Source organism: Ignavibacteriales bacterium, from assembly GCA_026390815.1.
In the GTDB taxonomy this organism is placed as follows: domain Bacteria; phylum Bacteroidota; class Ignavibacteria; order Ignavibacteriales; family SURF-24; genus JAPLFH01.
Genome location: JAPLFH010000033.1, coordinates 218,167 through 241,982, shown reverse-complemented (window position 1 = coordinate 241,982; position 23,816 = coordinate 218,167). Strand labels below are relative to the sequence as shown.

At 34.0% G+C, this 23,816-nt stretch carries 21 protein-coding genes; 8 read left to right on the top strand and 13 right to left on the bottom strand.

Annotated features, from left to right (window positions below; translation table 11 throughout):
- Position 1: 1 nt before the first annotated feature.
- The 3 genes from NTX22_10835 to NTX22_10825 all read right to left on the bottom strand — a co-directional run bounded on the left by NTX22_10835 (position 2) and on the right by NTX22_10825 (position 3,884).
- Complete coding sequence (locus NTX22_10835) at positions 2 to 1,384, bottom strand: HEAT repeat domain-containing protein (protein ID MCX6151011.1); 1,383 nt, start codon at positions 1,382 to 1,384, stop codon at positions 2 to 4.
- Positions 1,385 to 1,783: 399 nt separating this feature from the next.
- A complete protein-coding gene (locus NTX22_10830) occupies positions 1,784 to 3,178 on the bottom strand; it encodes a sigma-54 dependent transcriptional regulator (protein ID MCX6151010.1) in 1,395 nt (464 codons plus the stop codon).
- 4 nt (positions 3,179 to 3,182) lie between these two features.
- Complete coding sequence (locus NTX22_10825) at positions 3,183 to 3,884, bottom strand: HAMP domain-containing sensor histidine kinase (protein ID MCX6151009.1); 702 nt, start codon at positions 3,882 to 3,884, stop codon at positions 3,183 to 3,185.
- Between the two features lie 523 nt (positions 3,885 to 4,407).
- On the opposite strand from NTX22_10825, the gene NTX22_10820 reads away from it, so the two are divergent.
- Positions 4,408 to 4,884, top strand: a complete 477-nt coding sequence (locus NTX22_10820) for a YbhB/YbcL family Raf kinase inhibitor-like protein (GenBank protein MCX6151008.1) — start codon at positions 4,408 to 4,410, stop codon at positions 4,882 to 4,884.
- Between the two features lie 17 nt (positions 4,885 to 4,901).
- Here the strand turns inward: NTX22_10820 and NTX22_10815 are convergent, their stop codons facing one another.
- Complete coding sequence (locus NTX22_10815) at positions 4,902 to 5,135, bottom strand: hypothetical protein (protein MCX6151007.1); 234 nt, start codon at positions 5,133 to 5,135, stop codon at positions 4,902 to 4,904.
- A 142-nt stretch (positions 5,136 to 5,277) separates the two neighbouring features.
- On the opposite strand from NTX22_10815, the gene NTX22_10810 reads away from it, so the two are divergent.
- Positions 5,278 to 5,961, top strand: coding sequence for a DNA alkylation repair protein (locus tag NTX22_10810; protein ID MCX6151006.1), 684 nt, complete (start codon positions 5,278 to 5,280; stop codon positions 5,959 to 5,961).
- A gap of 43 nt (positions 5,962 to 6,004) precedes the next feature.
- On the opposite strand, the gene NTX22_10805 is transcribed toward NTX22_10810, so the two are convergent.
- Entirely contained in the window at positions 6,005 to 7,195 is a 1,191-nt protein-coding gene (locus tag NTX22_10805) for a GAF domain-containing protein (protein MCX6151005.1), read from the bottom strand.
- A gap of 92 nt (positions 7,196 to 7,287) precedes the next feature.
- Positions 7,288 to 7,755 (bottom strand): Cys-tRNA(Pro) deacylase, encoded by a 468-nt coding sequence (gene ybaK, locus NTX22_10800; GenBank protein ID MCX6151004.1) that lies wholly within the window; start codon positions 7,753 to 7,755, stop codon positions 7,288 to 7,290.
- 153 nt (positions 7,756 to 7,908) lie between these two features.
- Between ybaK and NTX22_10795 the strand changes: the two genes are divergently transcribed.
- The 3 genes from NTX22_10795 to NTX22_10785 all read left to right on the top strand — a co-directional run bounded on the left by NTX22_10795 (position 7,909) and on the right by NTX22_10785 (position 10,477).
- Positions 7,909 to 8,640 (top strand): ABC transporter ATP-binding protein, encoded by a 732-nt coding sequence (locus NTX22_10795; protein ID MCX6151003.1) that lies wholly within the window; start codon positions 7,909 to 7,911, stop codon positions 8,638 to 8,640.
- A 117-nt stretch (positions 8,641 to 8,757) separates the two neighbouring features.
- Complete coding sequence (radA, locus tag NTX22_10790) at positions 8,758 to 10,113, top strand: DNA repair protein RadA (GenBank protein MCX6151002.1); 1,356 nt, start codon at positions 8,758 to 8,760, stop codon at positions 10,111 to 10,113.
- A 112-nt stretch (positions 10,114 to 10,225) separates the two neighbouring features.
- Complete coding sequence (locus NTX22_10785; GenBank protein ID MCX6151001.1) at positions 10,226 to 10,477, top strand: RNA-binding protein; 252 nt, start codon at positions 10,226 to 10,228, stop codon at positions 10,475 to 10,477.
- A 55-nt stretch (positions 10,478 to 10,532) separates the two neighbouring features.
- On the opposite strand, the gene NTX22_10780 is transcribed toward NTX22_10785, so the two are convergent.
- Entirely contained in the window at positions 10,533 to 12,956 is a 2,424-nt protein-coding gene (locus NTX22_10780) for a DUF5686 family protein (protein ID MCX6151000.1), read from the bottom strand.
- A gap of 133 nt (positions 12,957 to 13,089) precedes the next feature.
- Here NTX22_10780 and NTX22_10775 point away from each other — a divergent pair, with 133 nt between their 5' ends.
- Complete coding sequence (locus NTX22_10775) at positions 13,090 to 14,010, top strand: TIGR01777 family oxidoreductase (protein ID MCX6150999.1); 921 nt, start codon at positions 13,090 to 13,092, stop codon at positions 14,008 to 14,010.
- A 4-nt stretch (positions 14,011 to 14,014) separates the two neighbouring features.
- On the opposite strand, the gene NTX22_10770 is transcribed toward NTX22_10775, so the two are convergent.
- From NTX22_10770 to NTX22_10750, 5 genes are all read right to left on the bottom strand, one after another.
- Positions 14,015 to 15,319 carry a hypothetical protein gene (locus tag NTX22_10770; GenBank protein ID MCX6150998.1) on the bottom strand — a complete coding sequence of 435 codons (1,305 nt, stop codon included), beginning with the start codon at positions 15,317 to 15,319 and terminating at the stop codon, positions 14,015 to 14,017.
- A 9-nt stretch (positions 15,320 to 15,328) separates the two neighbouring features.
- The gene (locus tag NTX22_10765) at positions 15,329 to 15,976 is read right to left on the bottom strand and encodes a hypothetical protein (GenBank protein ID MCX6150997.1); all 648 of its coding nucleotides are present in this window, start codon (positions 15,974 to 15,976) and stop codon (positions 15,329 to 15,331) included.
- A 9-nt stretch (positions 15,977 to 15,985) separates the two neighbouring features.
- Complete coding sequence (locus tag NTX22_10760; protein ID MCX6150996.1) at positions 15,986 to 16,507, bottom strand: hypothetical protein; 522 nt, start codon at positions 16,505 to 16,507, stop codon at positions 15,986 to 15,988.
- A gap of 275 nt (positions 16,508 to 16,782) precedes the next feature.
- Entirely contained in the window at positions 16,783 to 17,388 is a 606-nt protein-coding gene (locus tag NTX22_10755) for a hypothetical protein (protein MCX6150995.1), read from the bottom strand.
- Between the two features lie 24 nt (positions 17,389 to 17,412).
- Complete coding sequence (locus NTX22_10750) at positions 17,413 to 18,837, bottom strand: OmpA family protein (protein MCX6150994.1); 1,425 nt, start codon at positions 18,835 to 18,837, stop codon at positions 17,413 to 17,415.
- 386 nt (positions 18,838 to 19,223) lie between these two features.
- On the opposite strand from NTX22_10750, the gene NTX22_10745 reads away from it, so the two are divergent.
- Together NTX22_10745 and NTX22_10740 are read left to right on the top strand one after the other, a co-directional pair.
- On the top strand, positions 19,224 to 19,733 hold the full coding sequence (locus NTX22_10745) for a thioredoxin family protein (GenBank protein ID MCX6150993.1): 510 nt from the start codon (positions 19,224 to 19,226) through the stop codon (positions 19,731 to 19,733).
- 42 nt (positions 19,734 to 19,775) lie between these two features.
- On the top strand, positions 19,776 to 21,473 hold the full coding sequence (locus NTX22_10740) for a D-aminoacylase (protein ID MCX6150992.1): 1,698 nt from the start codon (positions 19,776 to 19,778) through the stop codon (positions 21,471 to 21,473).
- Positions 21,474 to 21,560: 87 nt separating this feature from the next.
- On the opposite strand, the gene NTX22_10735 is transcribed toward NTX22_10740, so the two are convergent.
- Positions 21,561 to 23,807 carry a type I restriction enzyme HsdR N-terminal domain-containing protein gene (locus NTX22_10735; protein ID MCX6150991.1) on the bottom strand — a complete coding sequence of 749 codons (2,247 nt, stop codon included), beginning with the start codon at positions 23,805 to 23,807 and terminating at the stop codon, positions 21,561 to 21,563.
- Between the last annotated feature and the right edge of the window lie 9 nt (positions 23,808 to 23,816).

Sequence of the window (23,816 nt, the reverse complement as noted above, 5' to 3'; positions counted from 1 at the left end):
ATTAATTTAAAATCCTTCTTTGATTTAATGCCATTATGGCTCTTTCTTTCACCATTTCTTCTTCATCGTTAATCAAAGTTTTAAGCGCCTTATTGGCTTCTTCATTAAAAATATTTTCCAGAATATCCAACAGTTTCATCTTATTCCATACATTGCTATCTGAACATAAGAGATCTATAAAGATAAATGCCGTGGATTCGTCCAGAGCAAAAATCAGTTCCATCGAAATTCTTCTTACTTCTTCATCCGAATGGGAAAGAAGATCGGCTAATGAAGAGCAAAAATTATGTTGTTCTAATTGAGATAATTTTCCAAACTCATCACCATCTATATCAGTCATTTGTTTAATAAGATCGAGCAGTTGTTTTAGATTTACTGAATTTGGTTTTATATAGTTGATAATTTCCGAGAAGAAAATTTTTTTATTAATAAAGAAGTTCGCTTTTATATTCTCATCAATTTCCGGATCGAAACCATAGATTTTAAAACTTGCAGCAAGAATATCTTTGTCCTTAAAAAAAGTTAGTAGGGCGGATGCGGCTCGCTGATAATCAATTTCCCCATGATGAAGTGTGCTTAAAATTGCATTCTTTGTGGATTCATCATAAGGAACATCAAGCGAAAGCTTTTCTTTTAAATTTTTAATGGATGTTATTGCAGCCCAGGTAAGCGGTGCAGTAATGTTACCAAGTTCAGCTAAAAGGAAAAAGAAAGTAGTTTCATCACCAATTCTTCCTAATATTTCCAGCATAGAAAATTTGGTCAGATCATCAGCTAAATTATATTTATCTAAAATAAATTCTAACGATTTATTTTCACCAACTTTACCTATTGCCTCAATAACTGTTGGGCGGAACAATTCATTTTTATCATAGAACGACATAATATCATCAAGCGCTTCCAACCTTTGGATGTTACCAAGTGCTTCAATGCAGGCTAATATAACATTTTCGTTCGGGGATTCGTGTAAAAGATTTTGTATTACATCGGCTGGGGCGGAGTCACCAATCAAACCCAAAATATCTATAATAAATTTTTTGTCATCATCATCACCTTCTTTAAGATATCGCAGTAATGCATCTATAGAACCGCTTCCTCTTTTTATAAGAATTTCCCCGGCAAGATTTCTTACGGAAATATCCGGAGACGAGATATAAGGAACTAAGAACACGGGGATTTGCGGATTGTTGCTGAATGTTAAAGCAAAACCAACAACGTCTCTAAATCCTTTATCTTCATCAGACATTTTTGTACATAACAGCTTTGCTAATTCATCGGGCAAATCTTCCGTCAAATACTTTTCAGCGGCTTCCCGGCGTGTAGCCGGATCATCAGAATTTAGCCTCAATATATCGTCTTGATAAGTGTCCATTACTTCTTGCATTTCTATTCCTATGATGCGATTTAAATGATATTCAAAATTATTATCGAATATTATTTTCAAACTTAGAGGGGATGGACAATAATAATGCCCATATTTTTTTAGTATTTAATACATTTAATTGAAATGAAAATGTGGAATATTAGCCAATTGGATTGGATTAACACCAATAAGAATGGGTTGCTGTTAGTTTCAACTTAGTTGTTTTAATAAACCAGGTAAATTATATGGCGGAAAATTTTCTCGCTTTGAGGTAATAGAATCAATCAAATTGTAAATGTCAATGGCACAAATCGTAATCAAACAAACGTGTACGTCAATTTGGATTTTTAGATTTGGAGTTTTGATATTTGGTTCCGAGTTGAGGAAATGCGTTTTGCAATTTTTATAACCGATAACTCTTCAACTAACTTTTTTAGTAACCTCAATTCCAAGCTGTGTCATCCGGTATCGTAATTTTGAACGCGAAAGCCCAAGCACTTTTGCTGCTCTTACCTGATTACCCTTTGTAATGTCGAGTGTTTGAAGAATTAAGAATTTAATTACTGAATCAATTGAAACACCTTGTCTTGGAATTTTAAGCACAAATTTATCTTCGTCTCTTCCTTTCCCTTTCCCTTCTTCTGTTAAGAAATTAAATTGTACAAGTTTCAATTCCCCATCATCCATCATTAAAATTGCTCTTTCCATAGCGTTTCTTAGCTCGCGCACATTACCTTTCCAGTACTGATTCTGAAGGAATTCCAGCGCGCCACCTTCGATGCCTGTAATTTTTTTAGAAAACTTTTGGGAAAATTCATTCATAAAAGAATAAACAAGGATTGGTATATCCTCCCTTCTTTCTCTCAATGGAGGAATAATTATGCGGGCAACATTTAACCTGTAAAATAAATCTTCTCTAAAATTTCCTTTCTGAACTTCTTCTTCTAAATTTCTATTTGTAGCAGCAAGTATTCTTACATCAACTGATATCTCCTTTTCGCCACCAAGCCTGTAAAATTTTTTTTCCTGTAATACTCTAAGCAGCTTTACCTGAAGATCTAAGTTAAGCTCGCCAATTTCATCAAGTAAAATTGTTCCTCCGTTTGCAAGTTCGAACTTACCAAGTTTTGTTTTTTGTGCTGCACCGGTGAACGCTCCTCTCTCGTGTCCAAATAATTCACTTTCAGCAAGTTCCTTGGTAATGGTAGCACAGTTTACAGGAATAAATACACGGCTGTTACGCGGACTTTTTTGATGAATGAATTGGGCAAACACTTCTTTACCGGTCCCGCTTTCACCTTCAAGAAGGATGGTGGTATTATCACTCGCAGCCAACTTTTCCACTGAATGAATTACTTTTGAGATACTTCTGCTTTTGCCAAAGAATTCTTTTTTAATTTCTTGTTCCGATGAAAGTATTGTCCGGAACATCATTACTTCATTTTTAAGATCGATATGCGAAATTATTTTTGCGAGCGCACTGTTCAACTGATCCAGATCGATAGGTTTAAGCAGAAAATCGTATGCACCAAGCTTCATTGCTTTAACTGCTATTTTAACATCGGAGTAACCAGTTATCATAATTACCGGAATTTGAGAGTGAGCTTTTTGAAGTTCCTTTAATATTTCTATTCCATCGTGCGTAGTAAGATAAATATCTAATAATATTAAATCCGGTTCAAAAGATTCCACGATGTTAAAAGTTCTGCTGGCATCCAGACAAATTTGTACATCATAATTCATCTTTTCTAAGATTCGCTTTAGCGCAACAGAAAAAAGATCGTCATCATCAACTATTAGAATACGATAATTCATAAAGTTACCTATTATCATCTAAAGGAAATTTTAAAAAGAATTTAGTTCCTGAGCCAAGCATTGATTCAAAGTAAATTTCAGCATTAAATTCCTTAAGAATTGTTTTGCAAACACTAAGCCCTAAACCGGTACCCTGTACCTTTTTAGTAAAAAATTCCTGAAATATTTTTTCTTTATCTGAATCAGAAATTCCAACACCAAAATCCTGAAACTCTACAATGACATAACTGCTTCCATTCATTTCTATTCTGTATGTGCATAAAATTATTTTGCTTCCCCTGGTACTTGCCTCAATTGCGTTGGAAAGCAAGTTCAAAACAACCTGCAAAATTTTATTCCTGTTTAATCGAAGTGGATTAGTATTTTCTTCAAATTCTTTTATTATACTTATTGATTGACGCATAATAATTGGATTGAGAACTATCAGTGCCTGATCAATTATTTCTTTTAATGAAATTACTTCGAGGTCATCAACCGGGCGTCTAGAAAATTCCAGAATGTTTTCTACCAGGTTTGTAATTCTATCAAGTGAAATTTCACAAGTAGTTATCAACTCAACATTTTCTTCATTAAGATTTTCGATATATGTTTTAAGATAATGCAGATTTAGTTTAAGTACAGAAAGCGGATTTCTAATTTCGTGCGAAAGCGTTGCGGCTAATTTACCCAATAATTCTAATTTATTATTTTGAATATTTGTTTCCAAGCTTTACCACATTTATTATCTAAAAGAAGATAGACAAAATTACCAATAAAAAATAAAAAATTAAATGAAAAGTTCAGTTTTGATTAATGAGTCCGGTCTAATAAGCTAATATTGCCCAGTTGTCATCCCCACAAACCTGCCAGCGGTAGGTGGGAGCGGGAATCTATTTTATTTATAAAGGTTTTTGGATTCCCGCTTGCCTGCTGCAAGCAGGTTTTAACGGGAATGCCCTTTTTAGAGTGGACTCATTTATGAGATTATTAATAACGAAACTTTCATATTGCTTTAATATTAAGCTAAAAAGCATTTTTCAAGAACCTCTTAATAAATACAGCTTAGTAATTGGGCGCATTACCTAAAACTTAACTTTGCTCTTGTCGTGGAATATTATATATTTCAATCGATCCAAAAAAGTGCAATTTAAGTTTAGTGAGAAAGTATGTATAAAAGTATCTTTCTTTTTATATCTCTTTCAATAATTACTTGCATTTCTTTTTCACAAACTGTTTTAAAAGGAAAGAAAATGGAAATCAAAGTTACAAGTTCTGCCTTCAAAGAAGGAGAGATGATTCCATCCAAATATACTTGCGATGGAAAAAATGTATCTCCTCCTATTACTTGGCGGACAGAAGCAAAAGGAATAAAATCCTTTTCCTTGATATCTGATGATCCGGATGCACCTTCGGGCGACTGGGTCCATTGGGTGGTTTTTAATATTCCACCAAGTATATTCGCGTTAAGAGAAGAAACAAGTGCAAACCGAAATTTACCAGACGAAGCACTGATGGGCACCAATAATTTTCACACGATAACTTACGGTGGTCCCTGTCCTCCTTCCGGTATTCATCATTATTACTTTAAAATCTATGCGCTCGATGTAGTTCTTCATCTTAAAGCCGGTGCAACTAAAAATGAACTTCTTGATGCAATGAAAGGTCACATTCTTGCGCAAGGACAGTTGATGGGTAAATATAAACGACAGAAACAGCAAAAAGAATAAAAGAGATTTTATAAATTCTATCGTTTAATTTCAGATAAGGATCTATTTTTTTCATTTGAGATGTTTTTTGTTAACTGGTAATTAGTTGTATCAGTCTGTTTCTTAAACAATGAATCATTTGCTTTTAATATGGGACTGATATGAAGCTGATTATTATTTTCGCTTGTATTCAGGTTTCCAATCATTAAAAACAAAAAAACAATTAAAGTCAAAATTATCCAAAAGTAAAGTCGTGCTGCAAGTTTTTTCATTTTTCCTCCACGTCAATTTTTTATGTCCGCATCTATATTATTGGTAAAGAAATATTTTGTTACATGGAAGAAAAATCTTTATAAAGTGACACAAATCAATAATTTTTGACCTCTTTTAAGTTAAAACTATTTAAATGAAATAATGGAATTAGAACAAGTTTTAAAATGGATTAAGAGCAACGCCAATCCAAAAGCAGTTGAAGGAATGGCACGATTTGCAATCAGTTCGCCAATCATTTATGGGGTTACAATTAATAAACTGAGACCGTTTGCAAAACTGATTGGTAAGAATCATCGTCTTTCTTTAGAATTATGGAAGACTAAAATTCACGAAGCCCGCTTGCTTGCTACAATGATAGATGAGCCGGATAAGGTTACTGAAAAGCAAATGGAAAAGTGGGTAAAAGAATTCAAGTCGTGGGATATTTGCGACCAATGCTGCAGCAACTTATTTGATAAAACCAGCTTTGCTTATCAAAAAGCATTTGAATGGAGTGAAAGAGAAGAAGAATTTGTAAAACGTGCAGGGTTTGTTTTGATGGCTACACTCTCTATTCACAATAAAAAGGATGATGACAAGGAATTTGAAAAATTTTTCCCGATTATAATAAGAGAGGCAACAGACGAAAGAAATTTTGTTAGGAAAGCCGTTAATTGGGCATTGCGTCAAATAGGAAAGCGCAGCGTTTTTCTTAATCAAAAAGCAATAGAAGTTGCTAATCAAATACTTACAATTGATTCCAAATCCGCAAAGTGGATTGCAAAAGATGCATTAAAAGAATTGACAAATGAAAAAATTTTGCGTAGGATTTTCGCCAGGAAATAAACTATCGTTCTTAGAACAATTGTTTTAAGGAATGTAATTCAAATCAAAGATTTTTCTTCATTGAATCTAAATAATTTTCTAATCTTTTAAATGAACTCTTTAACGATTCTGCTACGCTTGAAATGTTTTTCCTTAATTTCAAGTTTTCCGGAATTTCAGATTTAATTTCTTCTAATTCACGGGATATAGTTAAAGCATTATTTTCATTCTTAATATATCCGTGTATTTCCGATAAAGTAGAAAACTTAGCCTCCTTTATCATTACTTTTTGCGAAATGTACAACTCCTCATACGAATGTTGAAGCTCCTTAAATTGTTTAACAAGTTTTTCCTGAAGTAATGTGTTTTCTAAAGAGATACCAGTATTTACAGCCAGAATATTAATGAAATCCTCATCGTCTTTAGTAAAATTTCCTTCTTTTTTATTTATCGTTTCGAATACACCAATTATATCGCCTTTTAAGTTTTTCAAAGGAACACAAAGAATATTCCGGGTTACAAATCCTGTTTGAGCGTCAATCTCTTTATTAAATTTTGGATGAAGATACGGACTATCTATTATTTGTGAGGCGCCTGTAATGGCTACTTCTCCAGCAATTCCCTGATCAGAAGGAAATCTTATTTCACTATAATTTATATTGGTACCTACCCTGGACCAAAGTTGATTTTTTCCTTTATCAAGAATAAATAAAGTTGCTCGTTCAGCATTTAAAATATCTAAAGAAATGCTAATGATAGTATTTAGCAAATCGTCAAGATCGGTCTTAGAGTTTATTCTTTTTGAAATTTCTAATAAGACCGAAAGTTTTTTTGCCTGAAGTGAAAATTGAATTTGAGTTTCCTTGTTGGACAAGGATTCCATTGAATATGGCTGTTCGAAAATATTTTCAAAAAGTGACATAACTTTATCCAGGTTAAGTGGTTTAAGAATAAACGCAGCAGGTTTATTTCCAAATACAATATTCCTTGTATCGTAAAAAAATTCGCTAATAATGCAAATGGGAATTCCAACGGCGATTCTATAAAGTGAATCAAAAAAATCTATTTCAGAAAAATTGGGTTTTTGAAATTCATAAATTATTAAATCAAATTTTTGAATTGACAAAATCCGAAGCGAATCCAGGCTTTTGCTTTTAAAGAGTAATTGCTTTCCCAATTCTGAAGAAGTAGCTTGATACAAGCTAATACTTTCAGGATCATCTGAAAAAATTAAAATAGTTTTTGGATCTACCATACCAATATCACTTTCATTTTATTAAAAGTAGAAAAAGCCTTTGCCAATTTCAAACGATGCGTAACATAACTGAATAAAATAATTTGTTAATTCTAAATTAAATCTTCAAATTTTGCTTCAATCAAATCTTTAATATCAATTGGTGACAATTTTATTTGCATACCTCTTATACCGGCACTAATAAATATTTCATCAAAAAGCTGCGCTGTTTCATCAATGTAAGTTGGGTAATCCTTCTTTAGACCAATTGGGGAGCAGCCTCCGCGAATGTAACCAGTAAGCGGAAGTATTTCTTTCATCTTTATCATTTCTATACTTTTATTCCCACTGGCAAGTGCTGCTTTCTTTAAATTAAGTTCGGCAGTTGCCGGTATGCAAAAAACGTTAATCCCGTTTTTATCCCCGCGTGTTACTAAAGTTTTAAAAACCGATTCCGGATCTGCTTCAATTTTTTTTGCAACAGATAATGCATCAATTTCATCTTCACTAAATTCATAAGAATAAGTAGAATGTTTTATTCCATTTGCCTCAAGAATCCTTATTGCGTTTGTTTTAGACATTTCCACCAAAATTAAAAAAAAGAATTGCTTGTTTTACATCCAACTTTGGATTCATCATCCAATAACAAGTATGCGCCACATAGAATCACTCAAATAACTTTCCCAAAATTCATTTATATTTACCAATGAATTTGGAGCAGCTTATTTTACACGATGATTGAAATTAATAATCTTCATAAGAAATTTAAAGAAAAAAAAGTTTTACTGGGAATTGATCTTACTATTGAAACCGGTAAAACGATTGCTATTATTGGCAGAAGTGGTTGCGGAAAAAGTGTTTTAATTAAACATATCGTTGGATTACTCTTTCCGGACGAAGGTTTCGTTAAAGTTGATAATCAAAATATTTCTGAGTTAAGCAGGAACGATTTGTTTGCGGTAAGAAGAAAATTTGGATTCTTGTTTCAAGGTGCAGCTTTATTCGATTCGATGACTGTTGGTGAAAATGTAGCGCTCCCAATCGTTGAAAACAATCATGATATTGCAGAACCTGATGTAAAGAAAATCGTTGAACATAAGTTGAACCTTGTGGGGCTATCTAATATTCAAGGATTAAAACCTTCCGAACTTTCTGGCGGTATGAAAAAACGTGTTGGGCTTGCACGGGCTTTGGTAACCGATCCAGATTATATTTTATATGATGAACCAACAACCGGGCTGGATCCCATTATGTCCGATTCAATTGATGATTTGATAAAAGAGCTTAACACAAAATTGAAAGTAACCTCGATAGTTGTTACACACGATATTGTAACTGTTAGGAATGTTGCCGACAAAGTCGCAATGATTCATGATGGAAAAATTTATTTTGAAGGAACACCGGAACAGATGCTTAATTCCAACGATAGGGTGATTGATAATTTTATTAAAAGAACAGGATTTTAACAACTAACTTTGAGACAGAAAAATTTTTAGAATCCGAAGCAGAACTTAATAATAATTTTGTGATCTCTCTGTTTTTAAAAATCATCTTGCTACCCAAGGATTTAACTTTTAGAATATATGAATAAGACAAAAACTAAAACCAAATATGTCTGCTCAAACTGCGGATTTGAATCAGTTAAGTGGATTGGTAAGTGCCCTGAGTGCGAAGCATGGGACACTTTTGCAGAAGAATTGGTGGAAACTAACAAACAAAAAAAATCTTCTTTCAAAGTAGGTTTTACAATTAACAAGCTTGTTGATATTTCATCAACTGAAGAAGATAGATTAACTACAAACATAAATGAGTTTGATAGAGTTTTGGGCGGTGGTTTAATGCCCGGCTCTGTTATTTTAATTGGCGGCAACCCGGGGATTGGGAAATCAACTTTGGTTATGCAGGCGGCTGATAAAATTAAAGGGAAAGTTCTTTATGTTACCGGCGAAGAATCTAACAAGCAGATAAAATTGAGAGCCACACGATTAAAAATTAATTCTGAAAATTTTTTCATACTTGCAGAAACTGATTTGGATATTATTCTTTCAGCAATTCAAAATCTTGCACCGGATGTTATTATTGTAGATTCAATCCAAACCGTTTATAATTCATCTTTAGACAATGCTGCGGGAACAGTAACCCAATTAAGGGAATGCACCTCGGCGTTGATGCAAATTGCAAAAGCAACACAGCAGGTTATGATTTTAATCGGTCATGTAACCAAGGAAGGAATTATTGCCGGTCCAAAAGTTTTGGAGCATATAGTTGATACAGTTCTTCAATTCGAAGGAGAAAGACACCACAGCTACCGAATACTTCGCGCAGAAAAGAATCGCTTTGGCAGCACAAATGAAATTGGAATTTTTGAAATGCACGATACTGGATTAAGTGAAGTTAAAAATCCCAGCGAAATATTTTTAAGCGAAAGAGATAATCAAACAACTGGTTCAGCAGTTACATCAAGTATGGAAGGCACAAGACCAATCCTTCTGGAAGTTCAGGCATTAGTTACTCCTTCCAATTTTGGAAATCCGCAGAGAGTAGCAACTGGTTTTGATTACCGCCGACTTTCCATTTTGCTTGCAGTATTAGAAAAGCGCGCTGGCTTTCGTCTTTCTGCCAATAATGTTTTCTTAAACATGGCTGGAGGAATTAAAATTGATGAGCCCGCAGTTGATCTTGCTGTTTGCTGTGCCATTGCCTCCAGTTTGTTAGAAAGAAGTGTTAATAAAGAATTTGTTTTGGTTGGCGAAGTTGGTTTGGGCGGTGAAGTTAGAAGTATCGGCAACATCGAGAAAAGAATTCAGGAAGCGGAAAAGCTTGGATTTAACTATATCATAATTCCAAATAAAAATTTTAAATCACTTTTGGTAAAAGGAAAGATAAAAGTAATCCCAGTATCAAACCTATCTGAAGCAATAGACAAAGTGCTTGTGTGATACACTACTAAGAAACACTCCACATGATTTGTTTGATTTTTAAAAAATTAAAAGTATATTTCTCACTGTATATAGCACACTGTTTTTTCAACTTTTTAGAGGTATTGGTTTAATGAGTACTAAGCTCTTTGTGGGAAATCTCCCGTGGGCTGTAAATGACGAAATCTTAAAGACTGCATTTGAGCCTTTTGGTGAAGTTGTTTCAGCAAAAGTTGTTACCGATCGTCAGACCGGAAAATCAAGGGGATTCGGATTTGTAGAAATGCCAAACGAAACCGAATCAAATGCTGCAATTAAAGCTTTAAATGGTAGTATGCTTAGCGGCCGTAATATTATCGTTAACGAAGCAAAACCTCAGAAATAAAAAATTTTAATTAGCTGCATTATTGGGTCCCGGTTTTTATCGGGACTTTTTTATTTTAAAAAATAAATGTGTTCAACCCGATTACAAATTTATTCTTTTCTGTATAATTCAATCGCCAGGTAAATTCCAGCCGTAACGGAAATAAAACATGTCCAATACTAAATCCAGCTTCCATCAGCGGTTTGATGAACGATTTGTTAACGCTTGGTAAAATATTTTTTGATTCAGACGAAACATCAATCCACCCGACGTTAAAAAATCCAGTAAGCTGAAGTTCAAGATCCTCTATCGTTGGGATCCTTAGAAGTCTGAATAATTCATCTCCGAATTGATGCTCAATAAATAATGTAGTTACCCTATCTCCAAAATATTCTCCAACACCAACAGTTCTAAATGTCCAATTCTTAGAAACGATATCAATATTGCCAGGTAAGGCATACATCATTTGAGACGGAACTGGTCCATAAGAATAATTTGTAAAATATTTGAAGACAAATTTTGCTGAATTAAATGTATTTAACGTTCCATCAATAGTTAAAGAATATTTCTTAAAATCCATATCACTCTTAAGAGTTTTGGAATCGCTAATTAAAACATCTCCACCGATTTTAATATATGAATTCCCCTGGGAAACTCTCCTGCGGAAGTAACCATCTTCAATAAAGTTTCTGAAATCCAAACCGAAACTGAAAGTTACCGCATTGATGTTTGTATTATAAATTTTCTGGTTGTCTTTCCACTTTTTATCTTTTCTAAAGAATGAATAATTAGTATTAACTTGAGCACTATCATCTTTGTGAGCGATAAAACCAAGTCCTAAATTCAAGATTGGAAAAACCTCGCCGGAAATTTTAAAATCTATTCCTTTTGTGTAATAATAATTTCTGAATTCATATTTGCTGAATAATGCCAGCACAGTTGAAGTCAGATCGTTGTATTCATCAGATTCTGGAAAAAGTACAGCCATCTTGTTAAATGCGTTAAAAGAAAGTTTATAAGTTCTGTAATCTCCAAGAAGATATGATGCAGCTAAATCCGTTTTAAATTTTTTATCAGAAAAGCCATAATTAAAATTCAGGTTCGAATTAAAACGTTTATCAAAAAGCTGGCTGGAGTAAAATCCAAAATCTAAAGCGTGCCCTTCTACCCGGTTAAAATGGTAAAATGAAAGCGGACCACTGATTGAAAAATTATCATTAAGATTTATTTGTGTGCTAAGCAAATTACCGGGAAAATTATCCCAAAAACTTTTTGGAATTGATTTGATGCTATCAATAGCTTTGTAAGCTTTAAGTTCTTCATCTGTAGTTGGAATTGTTAACGAATTCTTCCAATAAGTGGAATCTTTTTTATCGGCGCCGGTTTCCACAGTAAGAATTGCTTTATCAAAAAAGTTGTCTGTTATTTCGGAGTTAATTTTGTAATCGTAAAGAATTGTATTTACTTCTAAACCAATTCTTACCAATCCTAAAACATTAGCCTTAATAAAAAGCCGGTAATCTATCGGCATATAAATATCATCACCATAAGGTACAAACTGTTGAAAGATATTTACCTTTTCGAAAATTCCACCTACGTTGGCTGCTCTGTTTAACTCAACATCTACCTTGATTAAGTTAAATGTGCTATCGGTAATAAAAAGATATCCTGTAAATCCGGGATCACTTTTATAATCCGGCTCAAAATAAATTTGAAAAACTTTTTCCTTATCGATGGCAAGCGTATCGTAAATGTAATAGTAATAATACTTCAACGCATTATCTGCCAGTGGACTGGTTAGAGGGCGATTAAAAAACTTTATATCGTTGCTGTAAAAGTTTTGGATTATTCTTCCACCGGTAAGTGTATTAACAGACGCTGGAAAGTTAGAACTTTGCTTTTGGGCAATAATAAATTCTTTATAATAATCTGGTTTCTTAAAAAATCCATGGCTCTGGTTTTCTAATATTCCCTGTATGTTCAGTTTGGATGTGTCTGAACTTCTTCCCAAACCAAGTGAAACGGAATTATCCCCAGCATTCATATCTTGATCTGAACGGATTACTCCTTTGGTGTAAGCCAGAAATTCATAGCTATTAATTTTTGCAATTCTGGAATTTTTCTTTTCAATTGCTTTCCGGATAATTTCAAGAGCAGGATTTTTTCCTGGTAATACAACTACTTCTTCAGTGTGAAGAGAAGTCGGTTTAAGATAGAAATCAACTTCTGAAAAATTTTTGTTCACGTTTAGCGATATTGTATCAGAAATGTATCCAATAAATGAAGCAACCAATTTGTAGTTTCCGGCTTTTAGTTTTAGCTGATATTTTCCTTCACTGTTTGTGGTTGTGCCATACATCGAATTTAATACCCGTACATTTACAAAACTAAGCGGGTTACTTTTCTTTTCACCAAATACTTTTCCCTCCAAATGAAATTGCTGTGGGAAAATGACGCCGCAAAGTATAAAGAACAAAATAGGTACAATGAATGTTTTCAATTACTATCCTTAATTGATGTGAAATTTTCCTGCACAAATTTATCTAATGTTTATTTAAACTTTCAAGGTTTCTAATCTTTTATTGGAATAAATTTTATTTTAATTTAGTTGTTGATAACCAGTGAGCGATTAAATGCAAAAGAAAGTTATTCTTACCGGTGCTACGGGATTAGTCGGAAAATATCTTTTTAATGAATTAAAAATACGCGGTGATGAAATAACAGTCTTTGTTCGTAATCCGGCGGCAGCTAAAAAGATACTCCCAGATGCAGTTGCTTATATTGAATGGGACTATTTAAAACCGATCAATTGGGAAAAAATAATTGATGGCAAAGGCGCAATAATTCATTTAGCTGGCGCTGCAATTGGTGGTAGAAGATGGACTAAAAATATAAAAGCGGAAATAATTGAAAGTAGAATTAGAAGCACACAAGAATTGGTAACTGCAATTGGTAAAGTAGAAAATAGACCAGAAGTTTTAATATGCGCTTCCGCTATTGGATATTATGGCGCATCAGATTCAAATATATTTACAGAAGAAAGTCCAGGGGGAACAGATTTTTTAGCTGATGTTTGTAAAAAATGGGAGGAAGCGGCAGCCCGAGTGGAAAATTTTGGAATAAGAAGAGTAAACATTCGCACCGGTCTTGTATTTGGAAAAAATGAAGGAGCACTTGCAAAAATGATTTTGCCGTATCAATTATTTATTGGTGGTCCTTTAGGCAGCGGTAAACAGTGGATTTCCTGGATTCATATTAAAGATTTGGTTAACATTTATCTGAAGTGCCTTGACGATGAAAATTTTTCCGGACCAGTAAATGCAGTGGCGCCAAATTTTGTTACAATGAAGGAATTTTCACGAATGATTGGTGAAGCAATACATCGCCCTGCTTATTTAAATATTCCGGAATTTGTATTTAAAATATTTTTTGGTGAAGCATCAAAATTAATAACAACAGGACAAAAAGTTATACCGCAAAAATTATTACAAAATGGCTATCAATTTAAGTACAACAATTTAAATGATGCTCTAAAAAATTTATTGTGCAAATAAAATCCTATTTCCAGTCATCTTTTGGATCTGGCACCCAGGTGGATTCATACCAAGCAATAACCTCTAACTTACCTGTTGTAGGAAAATATGGCGGAGCAGAATCTTTAAATCTCTGATCGAAATAAATTTTTTCATTGTACCCATTTGTTAATGTGCCAGAACCATTTATTGTCCCGGTAATCTGCGATTGATATTCAATTAATCCACCAACTAATTTGATAGACCCGCTTGCTGGCATATTATTATTAGTTAAGCCCAATCCACCTTTCATTGAAAGAATGGATGCGTGTATATTAATATTGCTTCTGTTAGCTGCATTATCTACAATTTGTACATTGTTAGAAGCAACAATACCAAGCATGTCATTCCCCTGAACATCATAAAGATGCGTAACAGGATTGTATACAAGAGGATTATGGTAAGTAATGTCGCCCTCTAAATAAACATTTCCGGATCCAGAACCAGATGATTGATCCACTGCAACTGTATATTGTCCGTTTACTACACCCTGGATATAAGCATTACCCTTATCAACAAAAATAACTCCGTTTGGTGCAAACGTTGCTAAATTTACAGTTGTATCAGCACTCCACGAACTGCCGCTGTTTGTTGATTTTTTAAAGGTCATAGTCCCGTCTGCATTAAAGGTCATTTTAACATCTATTTTACCACCACTATTGTTTTTAATAACAGCTCCGCCGGCTTGGGCAGCAGTTTTTGTTGTATTAAAATCGGTTACTAAAGGAATATCAATTCCACTTTCGAATCCACCATTAAACTCAGGATTAGTTTTGGGATTATTGTTTACTAATTGCAATCCGTTTTTTGCTGATGCCTTACCATAAAATACGGGTCTTCCTTTAACAGAAAGTTTTTGTTGAGTATGAAACGGACCGGAAACAGTATCCCCGGTATAGAAAAATAAATTGCCCGGAAAAATGTTCATGTAGTACGCAAACTTTGCAAAGCTGCTTGGCTGAAGTAAAATTTGAATTGTATCGCTGGCGTTCCCGTATGTACCAATAGCAAAGACTTTAACTTTATTGATTGCATAACTGCTTACTGCAACATTTATAGTCCCTCCATTAAAACTAAGGTTGGAATATCCATCATCCCAGGTTTTATCCATAAAGATTTGATTTGAAGCCATATTTGCACCGCTCACTGTAATATCGTGAGCCATAGTTTCATTATAATAGTTAAACTCATTATTAACAGCCCTTCTGGTTAAAGAGCTGAAATTATACCCAACTATCATAAAGATTAAACTGAACCCCAAAACCATATATAAACTTGCTTTGCCGCCCATTTTTTACTCCTATCTGTTTCGTAAATTTCTTGCTGCTAATCTTATTTGCCGCCAGAAAGCACTGGTATATTGGCTTTCGTGTCTATCTCTTTCGTATACATTCCTTTGATTATATACAGCGGTATTCTCTATCTTCAAATCAATTTGCATTGTCTGAATTTCACCAGGGCTTGCAATTGGACATGGAATTGAATCACCTAATGAATTGAAGTAAGTAATATAAAAATGCGTGATTCCTAAATTGGAACTTCGAGCTGTTTCAGAATTAACCACTCGGTAAAGTTTCCTGTCATATGGATTGGGAGTACCAGTTAGTTCGCTGGTAGGACCTAAATAATATCTCAACGTATCCATAATGCCATCACCAAAATTATGTCCGGGTGATGCAAGATCAGTTACAAATTTAATACTTGTTGAATCTGCTTGTAGTATTGATCTAATCGGATCTATTTGAGATTGATTTGCACAATATCCTATTTTCCGGAAATCATATTGTATCAATTGAACAACAGCAACCAGATTTTTTTGTACAAGCAATTCCCCACCATAAACGTAGGTATTGGCAGTGGCGGTATCATTCATTCGTAACAAAATCAAAAAAAGTAATCCGCCAACAACAATAGAACCAAGTAAATCAATTAACGTAGAAAAGCCCATATTCGCCTCTTATCTTGCAAACCAATAACTATAAATTGAAGAAAGTTTTACTGTATCTTTTATTCCCCTGGCATCTACCATTGATGGACTGGTTACCCGAACTTCAATTTTTTTATGCCATGTTCTTTTATTAACCTCAACTATTTTGCCCGAAGTAGTATTTGGCTCTACATAGCAAACCCTACATTTAATATAAAAAATAGCTGAGGGCATTGTACTATCGACTTTGGTAAATCCATTAAAATCATCAAAATCACTAAAGTTAGGATATACTTCCCCGCTTTTTGGTCCAAGGCTACCTGGAGAAGTTAAAAGGTTCATATCGGAAATAGAAGTAGTATCTGTGGCTGCATCAAATTTTTTACCACTTGCTTCTTCTACAACTGAAGTTCCGAGAGAAACTGCCAGAACTCCAAATTTTGTATTCAGCATGATCTTATTTGTTAATAAAAAATTATTATTAACCCTTAAAATAACCATGGCTAAAAGAAACATACCACCAACCGTTAATAATAATTGCCCTGTATTCATATTCTTTTTGTAGTTTTTAAAATATTTTTACCAATAGATTTATAACAAATATTATGCGATTAAAATAGTTGAAAATTATTGCTTTTTAACACCCTCAAAAGATTATCGATGATATAGAAAGAAAAGTTTACTGGTAATTATTACCCAAATGCCAATTCGATAGTTTTAATCACCGCAATAAAATCCGATAATATTTCTTGGATATACTAAAAAGAGTGAGACTATCAACACTTTTTAATACAACTGCTTTACTTTACCTAAAAGTAAAAGTACGTTTACTTATCAATCAATTCACGTACTTCTTCCAACTCATCTAATTCAATTTCAAATTTTGTGTTTATCTTTTCTAAACTTTCACCCTGAATGTACCACAAAGCGCATTGTGCTTGTTTCATTTTACATTCACGCTTAATAATCGGGTTTTTCATTTTTATTATGAAATCATATGCCTTTAAAGAATCTGAGAGCGGCTTAACAGTGAATTTTTCTGTTTCAACTGGATTTGGCTTTTCAAAATTATTACACAACACGTTACCAACAATGTTATAAACCGTATCAGGTTTAAATTCAAGGTACGTGGTAAATTCATCCCGCAAATATTTTCCATTTGAATAATAAATCTGGAATAAAATCAAATTCTGTCCAACTGAATTGTTTTCAAGAAAAAGTGGTTTATCTAAATTTACTTCAACCTGGATGATTTCGGTTCCTACATTTTTTATTGTTCCTTCAACAGCAGCACCGGTGGAATTATCATTTCCATGTAATTCGTATTCAAGTAATCCTTTGTCAATTGAATCAATAAATTCAAATCGGTCCTGGCAAATAATTGTTGAACTTAGAATAAGTAAAAATGTAAAAATTGCTTTTTGCTTTTTCATAAGATTTATTGTTTATGATAAATGTTAATTTACTCTAAGAATTACAACTCTCCTATTTTTAGCTCTTCCGGCTTCTGTTCTATTTTCAGCAACTGGAAAATCTTTCCCCAATCCAACAACTTCAAATCGATTTTTAACTAATCCTTTAGAAAGAAAATATTGAAGAACAGCATTTGCGCGCGCAAGCGATATTTTCTTATTTGTTTTATTAGACCCAGTGTTATCAGTATGTCCTTCTATGCGCCAATTTGAACCCGGATTATTTTTAATTACTTCAACAATTTTATCAAGCTCTTCAAAAGCATAAGAGCTTAATGTTGATTTTCCAATTTCGAAAGTTGTGCCAGCACTTAAAATAATTTCTCTAACAGGTTCGGTTTTAGGTTGTTCTATCTTTGGTGCGGGAACTTCATCCGGACAACCATCTTCATCCTCATAACCATTAAATTTTTCAGATGCGTTTGGACATTTATCATATTTATCCAGAATTCCGTCATTATCATTATCAAAATCAGGGCAGCCATCAGTATCCTGGAACCCATCAAAATCTTCCGGTTCATTTGGGCACTGATCGTTAAAATCAAGAATACCATCACCATCATTATCTACATCGGGGCAACCATCTTCATCCATAAAGCCGTCAAAATCTTCTTGTCTGTTAGGGCATTGATCTACCCGATCTTTAATTCCATCATTATCATTATCATAGTCAGTGCAGCCATCTTCATCCATAAAGCCATCATAATCCTCCGGCTGGTCTGGGCATTTATCATCCCCGTTGTAAATACCATCGCCATCAGAATCTCTTTTGCCAAATAAAGAAAAAGAAACACCTGCCATTCCGGTAAAAAATAAATCATTATTGCGGTCAGCTATTTTAAATTTTCCATCATCAAGGTTATCGTTCGGATTTATATATACAGCTCCGTTTATATTAAAACTTAAATCCTGGGAAAGTAAAAAGCGAAATCCAAACTCACCATTAAAATTGAGAGCAGTTTTTTCATATGCACCAAGATTATTATTTACCAGCAGATCACCAAAAGTATTTTTAGGATTGAAATGAAGATATGAAACTCCACCAAAGATATAAGGAAAAATAACATTACCAAGAGAAAGAGTGTAAACTAATCCCCCGCCAGCAAAAAATAAATCCGTTCTGAATTTATCCGGCAAATTGTGACCATCTTTTCCAGAAAGATAACCGCCACCGGTAAAAGCACGTAAACCCAAAGAACCTGCTGAGGAAGTTGGGATAAAATATTCTATCATTCCTCTTCCAGCATAATCCAAAATAAAATCATAATAATCGGTATAACCGTAAGTTGAGCCACCTTCCAAAGAAATTACAACGGTTCCGGAAAATGCATGATCTCTGGTATGGGTTCTTTTTTGCGGAAATGTAAGGGTTGTAAGAAATACAATGCTTATTATTATTAACCTTTTCATTTGACCCCGGATTTTTGGTTAAAAAATAAAACAAATAATATTGTTCTGCAAACAGATAAATTTTTCTGGTGGGAAAAGATGGATTATTACCCGTGAAGCAAGTCTTAAAGAGAAAAAGTTATGATTGAAAAATATGGTTCAAACATCATTCATCAGACTATCGATTCCTAAAAATTTATAAAGCGGGCAAAATCTGAATATGCCTGAGAATAAAGGAAGTACACCAATGTTTTATTATGGTATATATAATGAAGATGAAAGAACAAAATTAATTGCCATATTTTAAAACGAATATTTTCCAGTAATAAATATTTTTCTGTTGGATTGATAATATTATTCATTTAATTTTGCCGGAAATCTAAAGTAACATTTTATAGGATTCTAAGTTGAAACAATTTATATATCTAATTACAGCAATAATTTTTATAAGCATTAATTTCTGCAAAGCACAGGAACAAGACACTGTTAGTAAGGTAACACACGAAGTCAAATTCGATCCTTCCCGCAATCCAGAAACAGATTTGAAGCAAACAATTTCTGTTGCGCAAAAAACTGATAAAAGAATTCTCCTGGACGTTGGAGGCGAGTGGTGCATCTGGTGCCACAGATTAGATAAATTTTTTATAGATAATAAAGATGTGAACGATTTCCTTCAAAAGAATTTTGTGGTAATGAAAGTAAACTTTAGCCCGGAAAATAAAAACGAAAAATTTCTTTCCAAATATCCAAAAGTGCCTGGCTATCCGCATCTTTTTGTACTCGAGAAGGATGGCAAGTTTCTGCATTCGCAAGATACTGGAAAATTGGAAGCTGGAAAAGGACACGATCACGATAAGGTGTTTGCGTTCTTAAAGGAATGGGCACCGGTTAAGAATGATTTGAAAAAAGATAAATGACAAATAATTATTTTTTAAATTTTTTATAAAACGAAATAAATAATGAAAATCAGCAGAAGAAAATTTATCCAAAGCTCGGCAATTGCTGGCGTATCCACAGTTTTTCTAAATGCCTGCTCGTCATCAACATTTTTACGTTCAAAAGAATTTGATCTTCTTATAAAAAATGGAAATGTGATTGACGGAACCGGCAAACCAGAATTCCTTGCCGATGTTGGAATTAAAGATGGAAAGATTTTTGAAATTGGAAAATTCTCAGAAGAAAATGCTCTTTCAGTTATCGATGCAAAAGGATTAAAAGTCGTTCCTGGATTTATTGATATTCATTCACACACCGATGTTGATCTGATAATAAATCCAAAAGCAGAAAGTAAAATCCGACAAGGAGTAACAACAGAAATTGCAGGGCAGGATGGCGATTCGTGGGGACCATTTGGGGGACCAGAGTTAGATCGTAAGTTGAAAATTTTTAAAGAGGAATATGGCGAAGACATTAATTGGCGAAGTATGGGCGAATTTTTAAACGCTTTTACTGCAAAGAAGTTTTCGGTTAATATTGCTACTTTGGTTGGATTAGGAACCGTCCGGGAATATGTTGTTGGTGTTGATGACCGCCTTGCGACAGCTGATGAAATTAAACGAATGCAAGACGAAGTTGTTAAAGCAATTGAACAGGGAGCCATCGGAGTTTCAACTGGATTGGAATACACTCCGGGCAGCTTTGCCTCAACCGATGAATTAATTCTACTCTGCAAAGCTGCTCCTAAGAATTTTCGTCTTTACTCCACACATATGCGAAATGAAGACAACACAGTTCTTGAAGCAATTGATGAAGCGATTAAAATTGCAAAAGATTCCGAATCGCGGCTTTTAATTTCTCATCTTAAAGTTTCAGGTAAATCCAATTGGTACAAAGCAGATAAAGCATTAGAAAAAATTGATAATGCAGTTAAAGAAGGATTGGATGTTCATGCGGATCGCTATCCTTATGTTGCGTATCATACAAATCTCTCCAACTTATTTCCACTTTGGGCAAGAGATGGTGGAACAGAAAAATTTCTGGAACGATTAAAAGATAAATCGCTTGATAGCAAACTTAGAGAATTTGCCGAGAAAAAAATCAGTAATCTTGATGGAGACTGGAACGGAGTTTTGATTTCCGGTATTGGTAAAAATGAATTTAAAAATTACCAGGGGAAGACAATTGAGCAGATTGGTAAAGAATTCGGTATTGATTCTTATGATGCTGCGGTAAAAGTAATAAATGATTCGGAAAATAATTGTATGATGGTTGGATTTGGAATGGAAGAAAAATCCACCGAACAAATTTTAGCTCATCCACGCGTTATGATCGCTTCTGATGCAGGAGCGCATGCACCTTATCCACCGATGACAAAAAATATTGCACATCCGCGGGCATACGGAACATTTCCACGTGTAATTGCAAAGTATGTACGGGAAAGAAAAATCTGCACTCTTGAAGAAATGATTAAGAAGATGACCTCGATGCCGGCGGACAAATTAAATTTTTCTAACCGTGGAAGAATTGAAAAAGGAAAGATTGCCGACCTGGTTCTTTTCGATTACAATAAAATCCAAGACAAAGCTACATTCCTGCAACCGCATCAATATCCGGAAGGAATTCCATTTGTAATAATGAATGGAGAATTTGTAATTAAAGATGGTGAGCACACAGGTGCAATGATGGGAAAAATTATAAGAAATCAAAATCCGTGTTAGTTTTTTCGATCTGCAGCTCACAGATTCATCTGTGGGAATTGGAATAAACCGCTCCACTATAGATGGACAATTTTAATGGTTTTGAAATTACATAAATAATTTTAATTGCCCGGTTCGTTTTAACTGCCAACAATCGAGCCCAATTCTTTCGGCAATGTCTTCCAAAACATTTAAGATAGTCTGTTTCTCCGGTGTAACTCCGTTCCGAAGTAATGGCATTATATGAAAAATAATTTCATCAAAAGCTGGAGTTTTGTTCTCCAACTGTTGCCGTCTAAGAAAAGAAATGAGATAGTATTGAATTCTAAGATTTATATCGATGTGAGTTGTAAATCTTTTATCAAGCCTAATATGAAATGTCTCAGTCTCATCATTATAATCAAAGCTATCCAATAAAAGCGGAGTCAAATCTGTGTATTCCTTTTTCAATAAATCCAGGAATCCGAGTTCAAGCCCTTTAATTATCAGTTCATCGTTTATTTGTTCCAGACTTGCGCCATTATTTTTTGCAATAATACCCTCAATGGTTTGCATAACAATATCACTTATGTTCATTCCAAGGTTTGCTTTAAGAATTGTTTTAGGTTTACGAACTTTTTTGAAGTTGATAATCAGTTGACCTGATAAAACAGTAAATGGATTTTGTCGTTTCTTAAAACTTGTCTGTCCGTTTGCTTGCTTAACTGCGCCGGCATATTCAAATCCGGCTCGTTCTGCAGTATCTAAAATCAAATGCCAGAACTCCGGATCTTTATGAGCAAAAACAAAACTCATCCATCTATCAAATTTTAAAACCCGGAACATTTCCTGAATTGATTGAGAAATTAAACTGCTATATTGATCTTTAGTTTTATTTCTTTCACCGCCTTCAATAGCTTCTTGCTGGTAATCTTCTTCCGTTACATCCAAATCGAGCCAGGCATTCCACATAACTGATAAATCGAGATACGGAATTTTCTTTCCGTATGGAGGATCAGTATAAATGTAATCCACACTTTCGGATTTTATCCAATGCAAATCTGTTGCGGTACCTTTTATTATTTGACCATTGCTAATTGTATCTTCAGTGATCCTAACTTCAACTTCTTTTTTGGCTGCAAGAACACGTTTGAATTTGGATTCGAAGCTATTGATAACTTCAAATTCAGATGGTTTTTTTGCAATTCTATATCTGTAATATGCAAAAGCTCCAGAATTTGGACCACCACTTTCACCGGCGTGAGTAGTTAAATTTGAAACAGTTAAAGTACTTGAAAAAGCGAGCAATAAACTTTTCCTGATGTTCTCATTTTTCTCTTTTAGAATTAAATGCTTTAAAAAAGCAAGCTGAGCCAATTGTTTTTCGCTGAAAAGTTTTTCAATTGTCGGTACGTCCGAACCACCAGGAAGTTGAAATCCTTTTGGATAAGGATATGTTTGAAGAGCTTTTTTAATTTCGGCTTTAGTAGTTGGACAATCTTTCTCGAATGAATTTTTAACTCTATCAAACGCTTCAGATAATTTATGAATCTCTACCGGGGCAATCATATTTTCAACAATAAAAACCGACATTGGATTTAAGTCGATGTGTATTGCTTTCCGGTCTGTCATTAAGGCTTCAACAGCAGTAACGCCACTTCCACCAAAAGGATCCAATACTAAATCACCTGGTTTAGAAAAATTATTTATATAAGTTCGTACTACATTCCATGCTTGTTTAGTAAAATATCCATGAACGCCAAAGTGTCGTTTAGCCGCTTGTTTCTGAACTTTAATTTCATTCAACAAAGGGCGATTAAGATAATCAAACTTATCCTCATCATACGATATTTGGCCTTCTCTTACTGTACTATAAGAAATTGTTTTTCCAATTTGGAAGGAATCGGGTGAGAGATAAGTCTCAAGTCTTTCCCAATAACGATTGATTTCAGAAACGTCAAAATAAATTAATGGTCTTTCTGTATCCTGCCGGAAAAGTACAAATTCTTTTCCGTTACACAATGCAAAATATTTTGTTCTTATTTCCGGATGAATGGCATAACTAAAAATCTGTTCGACGTTATCGCCTGTTTTAATTTCTTCTGTAGGCGACTTTGCATCAAGCACCCAGGCATAATTATAATCTGTAACTTTAAGAAGATAATCTGGAATAACATTAACTGGACGTTTCTTGGAACCGATCTTCAAGAATGGATGCAGGAGCGATTTACTTCGGACGATGTTCTTGTCATCATAACCAAGCCGGTTAAGAATTGGAAGTATTATTACTTCTCTAACGCTATCTTCTTTAAAATCAGGAGAGTTAAGTTGTGTAAAATCGAAATTGGCAAATAGAGTTGAATTTTGGTGCTGCATTTATTTTAA

Coding starts and splice junctions, on each gene's coding strand:
- NTX22_10835 (MCX6151011.1), bottom strand. CDS start 1,384: ATGCAAGAAGTAATGGACACTTATCAAGACGATATATTGAGGCTAAAT.
- NTX22_10830 (MCX6151010.1), bottom strand. CDS start 3,178: ATGAATTATCGTATTCTAATAGTTGATGATGACGATCTTTTTTCTGTT.
- NTX22_10820 (MCX6151008.1), top strand. CDS start 4,408: ATGGAAATCAAAGTTACAAGTTCTGCCTTCAAAGAAGGAGAGATGATT.
- NTX22_10815 (MCX6151007.1), bottom strand. CDS start 5,135: ATGAAAAAACTTGCAGCACGACTTTACTTTTGGATAATTTTGACTTTA.
- NTX22_10810 (MCX6151006.1), top strand. CDS start 5,278: ATGGAATTAGAACAAGTTTTAAAATGGATTAAGAGCAACGCCAATCCA.
- NTX22_10805 (MCX6151005.1), bottom strand. CDS start 7,195: ATGGTAGATCCAAAAACTATTTTAATTTTTTCAGATGATCCTGAAAGT.
- ybaK (MCX6151004.1), bottom strand. CDS start 7,755: ATGTCTAAAACAAACGCAATAAGGATTCTTGAGGCAAATGGAATAAAA.
- NTX22_10795 (MCX6151003.1), top strand. CDS start 7,909: ATGATTGAAATTAATAATCTTCATAAGAAATTTAAAGAAAAAAAAGTT.
- radA (MCX6151002.1), top strand. CDS start 8,758: ATGAATAAGACAAAAACTAAAACCAAATATGTCTGCTCAAACTGCGGA.
- NTX22_10785 (MCX6151001.1), top strand. CDS start 10,226: ATGAGTACTAAGCTCTTTGTGGGAAATCTCCCGTGGGCTGTAAATGAC.
- NTX22_10775 (MCX6150999.1), top strand. CDS start 13,090: ATGCAAAAGAAAGTTATTCTTACCGGTGCTACGGGATTAGTCGGAAAA.
- NTX22_10770 (MCX6150998.1), bottom strand. CDS start 15,319: ATGGGCGGCAAAGCAAGTTTATATATGGTTTTGGGGTTCAGTTTAATC.
- NTX22_10765 (MCX6150997.1), bottom strand. CDS start 15,976: ATGGGCTTTTCTACGTTAATTGATTTACTTGGTTCTATTGTTGTTGGC.
- NTX22_10760 (MCX6150996.1), bottom strand. CDS start 16,507: ATGAATACAGGGCAATTATTATTAACGGTTGGTGGTATGTTTCTTTTA.
- NTX22_10755 (MCX6150995.1), bottom strand. CDS start 17,388: ATGAAAAAGCAAAAAGCAATTTTTACATTTTTACTTATTCTAAGTTCA.
- NTX22_10750 (MCX6150994.1), bottom strand. CDS start 18,837: ATGAAAAGGTTAATAATAATAAGCATTGTATTTCTTACAACCCTTACA.
- NTX22_10740 (MCX6150992.1), top strand. CDS start 19,776: ATGAAAATCAGCAGAAGAAAATTTATCCAAAGCTCGGCAATTGCTGGC.
- NTX22_10735 (MCX6150991.1), bottom strand. CDS start 23,807: ATGCAGCACCAAAATTCAACTCTATTTGCCAATTTCGATTTTACACAA.